Here is a 14,901-nt window from a genome sequence, read left to right as displayed (position 1 = left end):
GTTAATCTAGTCATAACACTATGATTATCAATTATTCTATATATGTCAACACACCCTAGTATTTTTAATATTTATAGCCTCGTACCTGAACGGTACGGACGTCGATAAATCATAGTTACTAAAGACGCTGAAGAAAACTTCAGCGTCTTTTTTGCACCCTAATGCAGAGCGTTGCGTTATAATCCGTTTTTTGGTTTTGTTTTATCCAAACATAAAACGACAAATACCACAGCCTGCCTTCTTCTTTATTACGATTGATAACCGCTTGATCGCCTTATCAACCTTCAACTGTATTTGACATATTATGAGTGAATCACTGTTGCGCACCGCCGCTATCCCCGTCACTGACCCTGAAGCGGGGTTACGTTTGACTGAGATTTTTTATTCCTTGCAAGGTGAGGCGCTGACTTCTGGCTTGCCGACGATATTTGTACGTCTAACGGGCTGTCCGCTGCGCTGCGTCTACTGTGATACCGAATATGCCTTTACGGGCGGCGAGCGTCAGTCATTAGAAACCATCATAGACACGATCAAAAACTATCCATGTAAGCGCATTTGCCTGACTGGTGGTGAGCCATTAGCACAGCCAAATGCGATTGAGTTGATGAAACGTCTGCTCAGCGATGGCTATGAAATATCCCTTGAAACCGCAGGCGCGCTCTCGGTACAAAATGTACCACCAGCCGTCAGCAAAGTGATGGATCTCAAAACACCAAGCTCAGGCGAAGTGGACAAAAACTTATGGTCAAATCTCGATCATCTTACCGAGCACGACCAAATCAAGTTTGTCATCATGAATCGCACAGATTACGACTGGGCAAAAGAAAAATTAGTCGAGCATAAGTTAAATGAATTGGTCGGTACCGTTTGGTTTTCGCCGATGTTCAACGTGGCAGATGATGTCGATGAAGCGCTCAGCCCTGAGGTACCTGTGTTGGCAAGAGAGCTTGCTGAATGGATGCTGGCAGATGCCTTGCCCGTTCGTTTTCAGCTGCAACTACACAAAATTATTTGGGCAGATGCCAAAGGCAAATAAAAAGACAAACCATACGCTAGTCACTGATAGAACATCCATTTAGAACAATAAATATAAATATAAATACGCCAATCTCAACTTATCGTAGGCCTTTGATTTTTATAGAATTTAAAATTCTAATTGTTTTAACTGAAATTTTAAAAACTAAGTAAACCAATACCTTAGAAAAATAAGTTGAGAGTGGGGTATATAAATATAAATACAAATCCATATACAGGCACGTACTTTCAAGGAGGAAACATGATTCGGCTGATCTTACTAGGGTTACTATCAGGTGCGTTTTTTAGCTCAACCTTTGTATTAAATGAGCTGATGAGCGCTGCTGGTGGGCATTGGTTTTGGTCAGCGAGCTTGCGCTACGTATTTATGCTACTACTACTGACGGCAATGATTGCTGTTCAACACGGTATGGGACGCATCAAAGAGCTTTGGACGATTTTTCGTCAACATATAGGCTTCTGGTGCATTACTGGTAGTATTGGCTTCGGCGTGTTTTATACTGGCATCTGTTATGCAGGTGATCACGCCAGTGGTTGGGTTGTGGCGGCGACCTTTATGTTTACCGTCGTGACCAGTTTGCTTGTCTTACTGGCATTCGGACAACGCTTTGATAAAAAATTCATTTTTTATGCCCTGATTGTCTTCGTAGGCGTGGTACTGGTCAACGTCAGTGAAGGTTTGCACGCGCCTAGTGATGCCAATGCCATACCACTGACGCAAATGCTACTGTATGGCGCGCTGCCAGCACTGATCGCGGCGTTTAGCTACCCTATTGGCAATCAGTTGGTTTGGCAGGCCTCTTACAATGCCAAGCAGCACAAGGCCAAACTTCAAGACAGTGAGCCGCATTCTCAGCCGATGCGTGCAGAAACAGCGCTATTGGCCAGTGCTCACGATGCTACTGATACGCATAGCGCTGACCGTGATACTGCGAACAACTCCACACTGCAAACCCTGATCAGACGTATTCCTGTTATCGAGACGGATCTGTTACAAAATGCCTTTAACAAAGTGTGGTTGATGACCGTAGGGAGTTTGCCATTTTGGCTCGTTTTAGGCATCATGGTGCGCCCTGAGTTACCGGGCAGCGCGCAGGTGTTTAACACGCTACTGGTCGCCTTGTTATCAGGGGTGGCCGCGACCAGTCTGTTTTTATATGCGCGTGAGCAAGCGGTGACCTCAAGCGAGGTTGCGGGCGTTGACTCGACCCAAGCCAGTGAAATCATTTTTGCTTTGATTGGTGGTATGATCCTGCTGGGAAATCCACTACCCTCAGCCTTAGGTCTGGTCGGTATTGTACTGATTATCATCGGCTTGATACTGTTTGCAAAAGATGGCTAGACGACAATTTAACAATGGGCTGATTTTGTTTGGCTCATCTACAAAACACCCATTTAAAACGAGAATACCCATCATTTTTTATGATCAAGAATTGGCAATATAAGTATGGTTAATGATTTAATTTTTCCTGATATTCTATTATATTTATTGGACATGGTGGGTATCATCGCCTGCGCAATTGCAGGGACATTGCTCGCTCAGCACAAAGGCTTCGATATTGCTGGCTGCATCTTGGTTTCGATGGTCAATGCCATTGGCGGCGGTACGCTACGTGACATGGCACTAGATCGTCACCCACTATTTTGGATGACGGATCTCAACTATGTGATCGTCATTACCGTGACGTCTCTTATTCTACAAATATTCTTTCATCTATATCACAAGATCGACAATGCGCTTAAGCTTTTTGATGCCATTGGTCTCGCGGCATTTAGCGTGATTGGCTTTAAGGTCGCATTGACCCAAGGCATGTCACCTCTTATTGCTATTATGATGGGCGTCTGGACAGCCATTATTGGTGGGATGCTCCGTGATATTATCTGTAATGAGATACCATTAGTATTGCAGCGTGAGATTTATATCACGGCCAGTATCGCAGGATCTGTAACGTATTTATGCCTACAGTATGTCGGTGTCAGCGCTGGCATCAATGAGTTTATTATGTTGTTTGTCATCTTTGCGGTACGCATGCTGGCGCTCAGATTCGACTGGCATTTGCCCTCTATCCGTTTGGTTGCTTAAATAGCTGATCAAAAATGCAATGCTTTTTGTACATAAAAGCTGACAATCATCAAAAATAGTGAGAATGGCTTATGTTGGCTATCGCGTTGGATCCTACAGCTCTAATCACTACTTTTGACCCGCGCTCTTTGATCTATTTTTTTGATATGATTGGGATTATCGCCTGTAGCGTTTCAGGGACGATACTGGCCAAGCATAAGAACTTTGATGTCTTTGGTTGCCTACTAGTCTCTATCGTCACAGCCATCGGTGGCGGCACCGTACGCGATGTGATTTTGGATCGTCATCCGCTGTTTTGGATGGTAGATATGAGCTATCTGACGCTCATTACGCTCTCTTCGCTTGTGATGCAGATATTTTTTCATCCAAACTCAAGACGCGTTGATAAGTTCCTCAAACTGTCCGATACCATCGGTCTATCCGCCTTTACGCTTATAGGTATCAAAGTCGCTGATAGTATGGGTACCAATGTGCCAGTGGCACTGTTATTGGGCGTGATCACCATCATCGTTGGTGGCATCATTCGCGATATGATTTGTAATGAGATTCCACTGGTATTGCAGCAAGAGATTTATATCACTGCGGCGTTAACTGGGGGTATTCTATACTTTGCTCTAAAGAACTTAGGCGTTGCTGATTGGGTTGCTGATGTTTCTGCAATGAGTACGATTTTTACCTTGCGTATGCTGGCTATTCGTTATGATTGGCAGTTCCCCACTCTTGAGTGGAAGTACTGATGTTAAGTCAAAAAGTAGCAAATAGTATCAGCACACTCAAACTTGACTGTACTGATAGCATTTAAGCCTTAACCTTGCTCTACCACAGCCAAGTCTTTTACCATCAGCTGTAAGCTTTGTTTGCCATTCCATTCATTGATATCTAGCTGAAATAGTAAATGCACTTTTTTGGCACGATAATCCCAAGCGTCATTATCAAAGTTAAAACAGATTGCCTCGATTGGATATTGGACGTCTGGATAACGCAGCGATAGTTTAAGATGCTTGTCTTTTAATATCTTAAAACTCAATACCTCAAACACACCGTCAAATATCGGCGGTGCAAATCCATGACCCCAAATGCTAGCATCTGCTAAATGTTCAGCAAACCACAAGCTAAAATCTCCCGCTTGCAAAGGTCCATCAGTGAATTTCTGCTCTGCAAACACGTCATCATCCATTTGTGCCATAACTTCGTTAAACGCGGCGACAAATGGCTCAAAATTACGACGCTTGAGGGTCAGACCTGCTGCCATCGCGTGACCGCCAAAATGACTGATGAGATCAGGCTGACGCTCAGCGACTTGCTCAATCGCATCACGAATATGCACGCCAGCAATTGACCGTGCTGATCCCTTAATCGCATCGTCTTCACCAGTCTGCTCCGTATCTGCTGGCGCAAAAACAATGCTAGGTAGGTAATGACTTTCTTTTAAACGTCCAGCGACAATACCAATCACCCCTTGATGCCAATCATCCTGATACAGAACGATACTACGAGTGTCTGTATGGCTTGTCTTATGAGTAGTGGCGAATTGAGTATTAACTTCCTGAGTAATGTCATCGCCACTGTCGCTTGTATTTTCATCGACCTCAATATCAGTTTCAGTAGCCAATGTCTGTACAATACTATCTGCCTGCGCACGCATCTCGCCTTCTACATGACGGCGTGTACGGTTTAGTTGCTCAAGCTCTTGCGCCAAACGCTGGGCGGTGCTCCAGTCTTCGGTCAATAGGCACTCAATCCCGATACACATATTATCCATACGTCCAGCCGCATTGATACGTGGCCCTAACACAAAGCCAAAATCCTGTGCGTGTAATTGCTTGGGGTCACGGCCTGCTTGCTCAAGTAGCGCCAATATACCCATACAACAGCGACCTTGACGAATAGCAGATAGCCCGTGATGGACCAAGATACGATTGTTTTTATCGAGTACGCCGACATCTGCGATCGTACCAAGCGCTACCAAATCTAAATACTGACTGACCTGCACCGTAGACTTGCCAGCGTCGCGGCGCAGCTTTGCCAATCGTCCGAGCACATAAAACGCGACCCCTACCCCGACCAGTGCTTTACTGGTGAAATTGCAATCAAGCTGATTGGGATTGACGACGGCTTCAGCAGGTGGTGTCTCTTTAGTCGTGAGATGATGGTCGGTGATAATTACCGTAATACCATCCGCTTGGGCACGCGCCACACCTTCATGACTGGAGATACCGTTATCGACCGTCACGATCATGTCCGGCTGAAAGGTTTCGATGCCCAATTCGACAATCTCTGGCGTTAGCCCATAACCGTATTTGAAGCGATCGGGCACCAAAAAATCGACGACTGCCCCCATCTTTGTGAGTGCGCGCATCATCAGCGCGGTACTGGTTGCGCCATCACAGTCAAAGTCACCAACGATCAGGATACGCTGACCGTCATCGATAGCGATGTCCAATAGACGCACGGCTTCAGTGATACCGTGCAGCATGTCAGCAGGCAACAGACCAGACAAACCAGTCTCCAGCTCATCAGGTGCAGTGATACCTCGGCCTGCATATAAGCGAGCAAGCGTCAATGATTGGGCGGCAAGTGGTTGCAACGCGGCGGGCAACTCGTCAATGCGAGTGCTGGTATTACGGGGAGTTAAATTTAGCATGAGCGTATTTTACTGCCTTTAAGGCAGGGTCACAACGACAATTTATAACGTCTCTTTATAGCGTCTCTGTACACTAGCTAATATTGCATTTATTTACCAAAGATGTTGGCTTAAATGGTAATTTGGAAAAAGGATTTATTCAGTGAACACGTATCGCATGTGACTCTTCATTTACAAAAAGGATGCATAGTGACCGTAGTTTTCTGCATTTTGCTACAAAGCAATGATTGTATGGCACCTATAAATTCATAGAATAGTAGACAACTGAGAGACTTGCTAATTATTGACGGTTACATCATCAATATTTTAACTATTTATAAGGATACTTTATGAAAACCACACCAGCTGCTGAAAAATTACCAAATACGATCGATCCTAGCTTAGATCTTGATAAAGTCAAAAAAGAATGCCTCGACATGGTAAAAAAACGCGCCAGAATATCTGCTGGTGTTGCCATTGTTCCTGTACCGTTCTTTGATGTGGCGGTTGATGCTGGCATGCTGACGCAATTGATTCCTGAGATCAGCGAACGTTTTGGTTTGATTGAAGACCGTCAGTCAGCAATCGATCTTCAGTCACGCGAAGTGCATTGGAGTGCTGTCAAAGATCGCACTGTAGATTTTGCAGGATTGATGGCAACACGTGGTATCGTTAAGAAAACCATTCAAGGTTTTGGTGGTCGTATCGCAGCCAAACAAGTCACCAAATTTGTCCCATTAGGCGGTCAACTGGTTGCTGCGACCATGGGTTATACAATTTTTAAGAAAATCGCTACTGACCATATCAACGAATGCTATAAGCTTGCCAAAGACATTCAGCAAAAAGAACATGGTAAAAATGTTTAATAAACATTAGGCAACGCCATATTTACAAAGCCAGCTATGAGATTTTTTAGCTGGCTTTTTTGTGAGTAAGCGCATTGTAGACTGTCTCAGGCGACGGGTTAATGATGCCATTACTATATTTTACTGATAATATACCACTTTAGAGATTATCAAACACTTTCAAGGATTCACTTATGAAAAAACTTTTGGCATCGACCGTTATGCTGGCTACTGTCGCGCTAGCAGGCTGCACCACGACAGGTGCTACAAATGACGGCACAGGCACAGCAATTGGTACCGCAAATGAGATTGGCATGAATGTCTTTAAAGCGGCGATCGACAACCAATGCCGTAGCCAAATTGAAAAACAAACCGCTTGGCGTGTTGCAAGTGTCGCCATGACGGAAGCGCAGCAAGAGTCTGTTAAAAGTAACGTTTGTGGTTGCGTGAGTGAGCAAGCCCCGCAGCAAGTGACCATCGTTGAATTGGGTAATGCCGCTATCGATTCTCAGTATCGCGCTCAACTGGTTACTAGAGTTGTCGCCAAATCGCTTCAAAGCTGCTATGCCAGTTTTGTCAAATAGAGCACAATATTAATAAATAAAAAACGTCACAAAAAAAGGGGTGCGCTACCAATAGCACACCCCTTTTTTTGACGCTTTATACTATCTACCTACTTACTACCTACTTACGTTATCGCATTTGCCTAAAATTTGTTTGAATCAGCTGGGTTTTGGGATAGAGCAGCTGTAAAAGGCAATGTCTGGCTGCGCCGGAAATACTTAGAGGAGCCATCAATAATTTTATCCACCTCTTTTACTAATTCGGTAATAACATCATCATAAACACCATGATACAGCTCTTTTTCAAATGCGGTAAAAGGATGCTTGCGTGACGCTGAACCAACCTCAGTTACCCCTTCCTTGCTATAAAAAATATCTACACGCCCATCACTATTTAACACACAGTTTAATTGACCACCTTCAAGCTCCATCTCTACCCGCTCAGGCATAAAAATATAATCGTCCACGTTGATAAGCTTTTTTTCTACTTCCCGCTTAAAAAACGACTTGATATCAAACATAAGTACTTCCCTAACTTTATAATTATAAAATACAAGAGCATGCCTACTTCTATTGCTGTAATAAAGCTTTTATGTATATGCTGAGTAGATCATGCTTTATGAGGCTATTCTATAAGATAGAGAGCGATTTTTTAAGGTGCGATATGTAAAACTGCGTTTGATGTTGGTAAAAATAAAGAGCTTGCCTCAAGTCTTATCAAGACACTATCCTATTTATAGTGATTAAACCCAACCTTGTTCACGAAATGATTTGAGCACCTCAACGAATACTGCCATCTCATCAGGTCTGCCAAGCGTTATACGATTGAAACCTGTGATGGGCGCAAACTCGCGACCAACCGCAATACCATGCTCGTGCATTCTGTTGACATAGGTTTGTACGTCCCCCTTTACCTCATGAAATATAAAGCTGGCTTGTGAGGGTAGATATTGGTAAGCACCATAAACAATACGCCTAAATTGTGTCGATTCCAAAAACTCCGCTGCATATGGCAAACTACCGAACCCATCATGAGCCAATGCTTTGGAATGCTGTATGAATTATAAGATTGATACCGATATGGTAAGTGGCACTGGGTTCTATTTCAATCTTTGTCAGCGCCCTCCTATCGAATAGACCAAAAAAATGAGGTGCTCAGTGCGCACCCCATTTTTTATATTATTTAATACAGACAATCAGATCAAATGCGCTTTAAGCTCCAGCACTTTATCACGGGTCTTCGCCGCCTCTTCAAATTTCAAATCACGCGACATTTGCTGCATTTGCTTCTCAAGACGCTTGATTTCTTTGGCCAATAAATCAGGACTACGCAAGATATTGATATCGACATCAGGCAAATTGCTCTTGACTGGAATGGCCTGATTGTCATTGGCATCTAGGCTTTCGCCTGTATCAATCTTATCAGTGATGCTACGGCGCGCGCCTTTTGGCGTAATATTATGCTCAAGGTTAAAAGCAATCTGTTTGTCGCGGCGACGTTCTGTCTCATCTATCGCCTTCTGCATACTTGGAGTAATGCGATCTGCATAGAGAATGGCCTTGCCGTTCAAATGACGTGCTGCACGACCAATGGTCTGAATAAGTGAACGCTCAGAACGCAAAAACCCTTCTTTATCTGCGTCGAATATCGCCACCAATGAGACCTCAGGCATATCCAAACCTTCGCGCAGCAAGTTGATACCGACCAACACATCATGCTCACCAGTACGTAGCTCATGAATGATCTCCATACGCTCTACCGTATCGATATCTGAATGCAGATAGGCGACCTTGATACCATATTCTTTTAGATAGCTGGTCAAGTCCTCTGACATGCGCTTAGTCAGGGTGGTAATCAATACGCGCTCGTCTTTTTCACGGCGTTTGGTAATCTCAGACAGCACATCATCGACCTGTGTCAAGACCGGACGTATCTCGATCTCAGGATCAATCAGACCCGTTGGACGTACAACCTGCTCTACCACCTGCTCACTATGTTCAAGCTCATACAGCGCTGGCGTGGCACTGACATAAATGGTTTTGGGCTTAATGCGCTCCCATTCTTCAAACTTCATCGGGCGGTTGTTCATCGCACTTGGCAGACGAAAGCCATAGTTGACCAAGTTCTCTTTGCGTGATCTATCCCCTTTATACATTGCACCGATCTGAGAGACGGTCACGTGTGACTCATCGAGGAACAGCAGAGCATCTTCTGGAATGTAATCAAACAACGTCGGCGGCGCTTCCCCTGATGGACGACCAGAGAGATGCTGTGAGTAGTTTTCGATACCATTACAGTAGCCAAGCTGCTGAATCATCTCAAGATCATACTGAGTACGCTCTTTGAGACGCTGTGCTTCAATCAGCTTGTTGTTTTCACGAAAATACTCCAAACGCGACTCAAGCTCAGCGCGTATGGTTTCACTGGCCGCTTCTAACTTATTGCGCGGCGTCACATAATGTGATTTTGGATAAATGGTAATACGCGGCACACTACGTACGGTCTTGCCCGTTAACGGATCAAACCACGTGATTTTCTCCACTTCATTGTCAAACAAATGCACACGTACCGCCAGCTGCTCAGACTCAGCAGGATAGATATCTAGCAGTTCACCACGCAAACGATAAGTACCACGGCCAAAATCTAACTCGTTACGGGTGTATTGCATTTCAACCAAACGCTTAATAGTTGCGGTACGATCTATCTGATCACCAACCACTACGTGCAATAGCATTTTTAAATAACTTTCTGGATCACCCAAGCCATAAATACACGATACCGATGCGACGATAATCGCATCACGACGCTCAAGTAGTGCACGAGTGGCAGACAGACGCATTTGATCAATGTGATCATTGATGGCGCTGTCCTTTTCGATAAAGGTATCGCTAGCAGCGACATAGGCCTCTGGCTGATAGTAGTCATAGTAACTGACAAAATACTCAACCGCATTGTTCGGGAAAAACGACTTAAACTCGCCATATAGCTGCGCGGCAAGGGTCTTATTATGCGCCATGATGATGGTTGGGCGCTGACATTCAGAGATGACCTTAGCCATGGTATAAGTTTTACCAGAGCCCGTCACACCTAGCAATAGCTGTTCATCCATACCAGAGTCAATACCTTTGACCAGCTTTTCGATGGCTTGCGGCTGATCGCCTGCTGGCTCAAAATCGGTGACCATCTCAAAGGCACGGCTGGATATTTTCGTCCCAGACGCATTGACACCACTGATTTCAGCTTCGCCTTGGAGCTGAGCGGCCAATTGGTTTAACTGACGCGATGAGCGCGGTTCAGGCATTCTCATAGTAATTTTCTTCTTATTAAAGTTTATAACAATATGGAGTCTGAGCAGCGGTTTTTAAAGGCTTTTTAACGGATAATGACAAGTCTTATCTTATACATATTGCCATATCGCGCTACACAAAATATAAGTCTGTAAAGATACTATTTATCGATAAATAAACCTGCCGTTGTTATAAAAAACGCACATAGACTTTGATAAATTTACAAAGATTTTCACGGTTAACAAACCCGTTACACGACCACCTAACAAAGCCTAACACTGAGGGGTTCCAACATCGATTTAAGCTGTTATTATCGATCATGAATTAACAAGCAGGTGACTTATCAGCCGGTAGATAGAGATATTTCTGATATTTATTTTGGATTGATTGTCATCAGGTAAGAGTAAAACACTAATAACAATACATTGAGATTTTCATTCAATATAATAATTTTAAATAAATAACGGAGTAAAATATGAGAGAACGTTACGCAAGTGGAATTTCAGACGATACCGCAAAACAAATGATTGATTTGTTAAATGCTAACTTGGCAAACGTTATTGATCTAACCCTAGATGGCAAACAGTGTCATTGGAACCTACAAGGTACTGGTTTCATCGGTGTGCATCAGTTGTTAGACGAAACATCAGATCGTATCCTTGAAGTATCAGATACTATTGCTGAGCGTATTGTGATTTTGGGTGGTCAACCAAACGGTCTGGCAAGTCGTGTGGTAAAAGAGTCTATCTTAGATGATTACCCAACTGATATTACTGAAGTAGATCAACACGTACGCGAGCTAACTAACCGCTACAAAAAAGTAGCAGAGGCATTAAGAGAAGCCATTGCTACTGCTGGCGAAGCTGGTGATGAAGATACCGCCGACCTATTCACTGAAGCTAGTCGCATCATCGATAAAGATGCTTGGTTCATCGGTGCGAATGCGCCAAAGAAATAAGTATCCGTGAATTAATGGGTATTTTAGACTCATAATTGCGAATAAAAAAAGCCGTCATTATTGACGGCTTTTTTGTGCCTTACACTTTTTTGTGTCTTACACAATGAATGACGTATCGAATATTTAACAATCTACCTGCTGCCAATAAATCCGTCCACTGTATTCTCTTTTATTGACTTGCTTTATAGCTCAAATATCTTCTAATTTCAGAATATCAGCATTCGGTGCCGATAGTGTCAAAATTGCCTCTTGGAATACAGGGTTATCTCGGAACAAGTTTTCAATCTCCTCAAACTTTTGAGCGACATGTTCTTCTTTCTGATTGCCTGCGATATCCACTGCGGCGACCATAAAGATCTTTTTAGGACCAACCCACTCTAGGTGTAGATAGGACACACTATCGATATCTGGATGATTGAGCAGTTCGCTCAACACATACTCGTGCATACGGTCAGTGACTCTATACCCCACCAAAAAATCACGGTTACGGCTAATCAAAAATATCGCGACCACCCCCAGTAATAAGCCTACAATGATAGAACCAAGCGCATCCCAATAAGCCTCTCCAGTATAGGCATGCATGCCCATAGCGGCGGCGGCAACCACCAAGCCAATAACGGCAGCTAAATCCTCAAAAAACACACCACGCAAAGTCGGATTAGAGGTATCTACCACATAGCCAAGCGCACTCACATCTAATGCTTCGCCGTGCTTTTTACTCTGTCTATAAGCCTGAACCAGCGAAAACCCCTCAAGCACAAAGGCGACTGCTAAAACGATAAAAGCAATCGTATAATTGGTCTCAGATTCAGTAGCGTTCCACTCCTTAATACCCGTATAAATAGACACAATCGAGCCTGCCGTAAATACACCAAAAGCAGCAATCATTGACCAGACATAGGATTCTTTGCCATAGCCTAATGGATGGCTCTTATCAGCAGGTTTAACAGATTTTTTTTCGGCGACAATGAGCAACGTACCATTGCACGCATCCGCCCATGAATGAGCTGCTTCAGCAATCATGGAAGCAGATCCTGTCAAAAAGGCAGCCACGGTTTTTGCAATCGCGATAATGACATTGGCACCAACGGCAATCAACACCGTAATGAGCGAGCCTGAGTGCTCATCGTTGGTTTCAGGACTTTGGTTAAGGGTATGCTTTAATTTAGGATCATTGAAGGTTGTCAGGTTGCCACCTCCACGCGCACGATGACTCGGCACTTTAGAAGAAGCTGACGAATGATGTTGGGGATTACCAACGGATGGCTTTAGACTCATACTAAACTCACTGGAATAACATGTTGATAGTGAATATATTCACCATGGACGAATGGCTTGAAATACCTATCAGCTTAAAGTAAGCGCTTTACAATATCAGTGTCTTTTTAGTGAGTCGTTGTAGCGTAAGGCCGTTATATCATCAACATCTGATAACCAGATCTAGTGACTCTATTTGGCAATATCTTCAGGCTCGCCAAAATTTTGATTCAAGCTTTCAATATCACAACTGGGACGATGTGCGCTTTCCATACGCAGTTTTTTTCGCTCTATCGCTGCATCTGCTCGGCATTGCTGTAATTTATTCTTGATGACAAGCGGAGGGACAGGAGTTGGCTTGCCATTATCATCGATAGCAACCATTGTAAAATAGCAGCTATTGGTATGGCGCACGGTACGAGCACGCACATCTTCTGCCTCAACACGAATGCCAATCTCCATTGAGGTATTTCCCACATGATTGACACTGGCTGCAAAGGTTACTAATTCGCCCACATAAATAGGCTCACGAAACATAACTTGGTCCACGGACAATGTCACGACATAGCTACCACTATAACGACTGGCACAAGCGTAAGCGACCTGATCGAGCATCTTTAGCAAATCACCGCCATGGACATTACCGATAAAATTTGCCATATCAGGCGTCATCAATATCGACATATATAGTTCATGATTCAGTGGGGCTTTTTTGGCAGTCGAGCTGGTATTGTATTGCGGCATAACGTTCCTTAAATGGTTTGACACTTATTTGTTGTGCCTACCATTTATACAGTAGGACACCAAATAGCGCAAACAGCCCTGTGTCTCTAATCGGTCTAGGTTATGTAAATTAGAGCTATATAGGGCCAGCTTTTATGAATAAGGGCGATCTTGGTTAGCTCAACCAATGAAAACGATAAGCCAGCCAAGCGACAATCGCGCTGACTGACCCCGTTAAAACACCGCCCCATACAAAATCAACGAGCGCTGTATCTAGCGTAAAGCCCTTGTATAGTGCCAAGTTAGTAAAGTCATATGTACCGTAGGCCATTAGACCAATCAAACCACCAAGTAAGAAAATATGACCAACTGATGCACCTGCTTTGATTTGTGGATATAGAATCAATATGCAGAGTGCCAAGATATAAAACATATAAAAGATACCAGCGGCCATCATGTTAGGCTCATCCGCCAATAGATGACCGATGCGCGACTCATAAAAAGCCCCTTTCATGGTCGTCAGCCAAACAGCATCCACTCCTAGAAAGATAACCACCGCGGCAAGATAAATAAAAACGTAACCCATGATAATACCCCTTATAAAATGAATAAAAACGGATAAAACTTATAATGTCAGTCGTGGCTGAATAAAATCTAAAAATGCTAAAATACGCGATGATACGGCACTGTTTTTGTAATAGACCGCCTGTATGGATTCGCGATTGTTTGGTGTTACTATAGCCTCAGGCAACACCTCAACCAATCGTCCAGATTTCAAATCGTCACCAATCATAAAATTTGACAGTAAAGCGATACCTTGATGATTTAAACACAGCTGACGCAAAGTCTCGCCGCTACTGCCAGTCATATGAAAGTTCAGTTTCACTGGTGTTTTTAGTGGCCAGCTATTTAGCTTTGACGCATCGTTAAAGCCAATTAATTTATGAGTGCTTAAATCATTAATATGAGCTACTTCATTATGCTGATATAAATATTCAGGACTGACTACTAGCCGCAGCTGACTTTTACCCAATAGACGCGCATGCAAGTTTGAGTCTTTTAAATCGCCAATTCTGATAGCCAGATCCGTCTTATGCTCAAGCAAGTCGATGATATTGTCATGCGAGGTCAAATCAAGCGTAATATGCGGATACTGCTGCACAAACTCACCAACCAAAGGCGTCAGCTGATGCAATACAAACGGACTCGCAGCGTCAATTCGTAGATGCCCACTCGGCGCTTGTTTTAACAGCTTAATTGCCTCTTCACCGGTATATAACGTATTTAAACTCTCACGCGCATATCTAATAAAGACATGTCCTTCCTCCGTCAGCTCTAAGCGCCGTGTCGTTCTATTTAATAGCGTGCATTGCAGCGTATCTTCGAGTCTGGACACCGCACGAGACACTTTAGCGACTTGCTGATTCAGCAAGTTGGCAGCGCCAGTAAAACTGCCCGTATCCACTACGGTCAAAAATATCTCTATATCTTCTGTTTTAGCATGTCCCATCATCATGATGACCTTT

15 protein-coding genes are annotated in these 14,901 nt (G+C 43.7%); 7 read left to right on the top strand and 8 right to left on the bottom strand.

What is annotated here, in order from left to right; genetic code table 11:
• Positions 1-304: 304 nt before the first annotated feature.
• The 4 genes from queE (at position 305) to BLR43_RS03365 (ending at position 3,855) form a co-directional block, all read left to right on the top strand.
• On the top strand, positions 305-1,036 hold the full coding sequence (queE, locus tag BLR43_RS03380) for a 7-carboxy-7-deazaguanine synthase QueE (protein ID WP_093068799.1): 732 nt from the start codon (positions 305-307) through the stop codon (positions 1,034-1,036).
• Positions 1,037-1,276: 240 nt separating this feature from the next.
• The gene (locus tag BLR43_RS03375) at positions 1,277-2,377 is read left to right on the top strand and encodes a multidrug resistance efflux transporter family protein (protein WP_093068796.1); all 1,101 of its coding nucleotides are present in this window, start codon (positions 1,277-1,279) and stop codon (positions 2,375-2,377) included.
• A 105-nt stretch (positions 2,378-2,482) separates the two neighbouring features.
• Entirely contained in the window at positions 2,483-3,118 is a 636-nt protein-coding gene (locus BLR43_RS03370) for a trimeric intracellular cation channel family protein (protein WP_058025112.1), read from the top strand.
• Between the two features lie 71 nt (positions 3,119-3,189).
• Entirely contained in the window at positions 3,190-3,855 is a 666-nt protein-coding gene (locus BLR43_RS03365) for a trimeric intracellular cation channel family protein (RefSeq protein ID WP_075106649.1), read from the top strand.
• A gap of 68 nt (positions 3,856-3,923) precedes the next feature.
• On the opposite strand, the gene recJ is transcribed toward BLR43_RS03365, so the two are convergent.
• On the bottom strand, positions 3,924-5,762 hold the full coding sequence (gene recJ / locus BLR43_RS03360) for a single-stranded-DNA-specific exonuclease RecJ (RefSeq protein WP_093068793.1): 1,839 nt from the start codon (positions 5,760-5,762) through the stop codon (positions 3,924-3,926).
• A gap of 329 nt (positions 5,763-6,091) precedes the next feature.
• Between recJ and BLR43_RS03355 the strand changes: the two genes are divergently transcribed.
• Complete coding sequence (locus BLR43_RS03355) at positions 6,092-6,607, top strand: hypothetical protein (RefSeq protein WP_071001934.1); 516 nt, start codon at positions 6,092-6,094, stop codon at positions 6,605-6,607.
• Between the two features lie 173 nt (positions 6,608-6,780).
• Positions 6,781-7,170, top strand: a complete 390-nt coding sequence (locus BLR43_RS03350; protein ID WP_071001935.1) for a hypothetical protein — start codon at positions 6,781-6,783, stop codon at positions 7,168-7,170.
• A gap of 122 nt (positions 7,171-7,292) precedes the next feature.
• Here BLR43_RS03350 and BLR43_RS03345 read toward each other — a convergent pair whose 3' ends face one another.
• From BLR43_RS03345 to uvrB, 3 genes are all read right to left on the bottom strand, one after another.
• Positions 7,293-7,670, bottom strand: coding sequence for a hypothetical protein (locus BLR43_RS03345; RefSeq protein WP_071001936.1), 378 nt, complete (start codon positions 7,668-7,670; stop codon positions 7,293-7,295).
• A 222-nt stretch (positions 7,671-7,892) separates the two neighbouring features.
• Positions 7,893-8,165 (bottom strand): hypothetical protein, encoded by a 273-nt coding sequence (locus tag BLR43_RS13465; protein ID WP_143007408.1) that lies wholly within the window; start codon positions 8,163-8,165, stop codon positions 7,893-7,895.
• A 180-nt stretch (positions 8,166-8,345) separates the two neighbouring features.
• Positions 8,346-10,457 carry an excinuclease ABC subunit UvrB gene (uvrB, locus tag BLR43_RS03340; RefSeq protein WP_093068790.1) on the bottom strand — a complete coding sequence of 704 codons (2,112 nt, stop codon included), beginning with the start codon at positions 10,455-10,457 and terminating at the stop codon, positions 8,346-8,348.
• Between the two features lie 455 nt (positions 10,458-10,912).
• Here uvrB and dps point away from each other — a divergent pair, with 455 nt between their 5' ends.
• Entirely contained in the window at positions 10,913-11,395 is a 483-nt protein-coding gene (dps, locus tag BLR43_RS03335; RefSeq protein WP_093068787.1) for a DNA starvation/stationary phase protection protein Dps, read from the top strand.
• A gap of 189 nt (positions 11,396-11,584) precedes the next feature.
• Here the strand turns inward: dps and BLR43_RS03330 are convergent, their stop codons facing one another.
• The 4 genes from BLR43_RS03330 to BLR43_RS03315 form a co-directional block, all read right to left on the bottom strand.
• Positions 11,585-12,673, bottom strand: coding sequence for a cation diffusion facilitator family transporter (locus tag BLR43_RS03330; protein WP_083328842.1), 1,089 nt, complete (start codon positions 12,671-12,673; stop codon positions 11,585-11,587).
• Between the two features lie 171 nt (positions 12,674-12,844).
• Entirely contained in the window at positions 12,845-13,396 is a 552-nt protein-coding gene (locus BLR43_RS03325) for an acyl-CoA thioesterase (protein WP_071001939.1), read from the bottom strand.
• A gap of 154 nt (positions 13,397-13,550) precedes the next feature.
• The gene (locus BLR43_RS03320; RefSeq protein ID WP_071001940.1) at positions 13,551-13,961 is read right to left on the bottom strand and encodes a DUF2177 family protein; all 411 of its coding nucleotides are present in this window, start codon (positions 13,959-13,961) and stop codon (positions 13,551-13,553) included.
• A gap of 39 nt (positions 13,962-14,000) precedes the next feature.
• On the bottom strand, positions 14,001-14,891 hold the full coding sequence (locus BLR43_RS03315) for a LysR family transcriptional regulator (protein ID WP_228724559.1): 891 nt from the start codon (positions 14,889-14,891) through the stop codon (positions 14,001-14,003).
• Between the last annotated feature and the right edge of the window lie 10 nt (positions 14,892-14,901).

This window comes from Psychrobacter pacificensis (assembly GCF_900101915.1).
In the GTDB taxonomy this organism is placed as follows: domain Bacteria; phylum Pseudomonadota; class Gammaproteobacteria; order Pseudomonadales; family Moraxellaceae; genus Psychrobacter; species Psychrobacter pacificensis.
This window is presented reverse-complemented; position numbering and strand designations above follow the sequence as displayed.

Excerpts from the sequence above, each read along its gene's own strand:
- queE (WP_093068799.1), top strand. The coding sequence starts at position 305 with ATGAGTGAATCACTGTTGCGCACCGCCGCTATCCCCGTCACTGACCCT.
- BLR43_RS03375 (WP_093068796.1), top strand. The coding sequence starts at position 1,277 with ATGATTCGGCTGATCTTACTAGGGTTACTATCAGGTGCGTTTTTTAGC.
- BLR43_RS03370 (WP_058025112.1), top strand. The coding sequence starts at position 2,483 with ATGGTTAATGATTTAATTTTTCCTGATATTCTATTATATTTATTGGAC.
- BLR43_RS03365 (WP_075106649.1), top strand. The coding sequence starts at position 3,190 with ATGTTGGCTATCGCGTTGGATCCTACAGCTCTAATCACTACTTTTGAC.
- recJ (WP_093068793.1), bottom strand. The coding sequence starts at position 5,762 with ATGCTAAATTTAACTCCCCGTAATACCAGCACTCGCATTGACGAGTTG.
- BLR43_RS03355 (WP_071001934.1), top strand. The coding sequence starts at position 6,092 with ATGAAAACCACACCAGCTGCTGAAAAATTACCAAATACGATCGATCCT.
- BLR43_RS03350 (WP_071001935.1), top strand. The coding sequence starts at position 6,781 with ATGAAAAAACTTTTGGCATCGACCGTTATGCTGGCTACTGTCGCGCTA.
- BLR43_RS03345 (WP_071001936.1), bottom strand. The coding sequence starts at position 7,670 with ATGTTTGATATCAAGTCGTTTTTTAAGCGGGAAGTAGAAAAAAAGCTT.
- uvrB (WP_093068790.1), bottom strand. The coding sequence starts at position 10,457 with ATGAGAATGCCTGAACCGCGCTCATCGCGTCAGTTAAACCAATTGGCC.
- dps (WP_093068787.1), top strand. The coding sequence starts at position 10,913 with ATGAGAGAACGTTACGCAAGTGGAATTTCAGACGATACCGCAAAACAA.
- BLR43_RS03330 (WP_083328842.1), bottom strand. The coding sequence starts at position 12,673 with ATGAGTCTAAAGCCATCCGTTGGTAATCCCCAACATCATTCGTCAGCT.
- BLR43_RS03325 (WP_071001939.1), bottom strand. The coding sequence starts at position 13,396 with ATGCCGCAATACAATACCAGCTCGACTGCCAAAAAAGCCCCACTGAAT.
- BLR43_RS03320 (WP_071001940.1), bottom strand. The coding sequence starts at position 13,961 with ATGGGTTACGTTTTTATTTATCTTGCCGCGGTGGTTATCTTTCTAGGA.
- BLR43_RS03315 (WP_228724559.1), bottom strand. The coding sequence starts at position 14,891 with ATGATGATGGGACATGCTAAAACAGAAGATATAGAGATATTTTTGACC.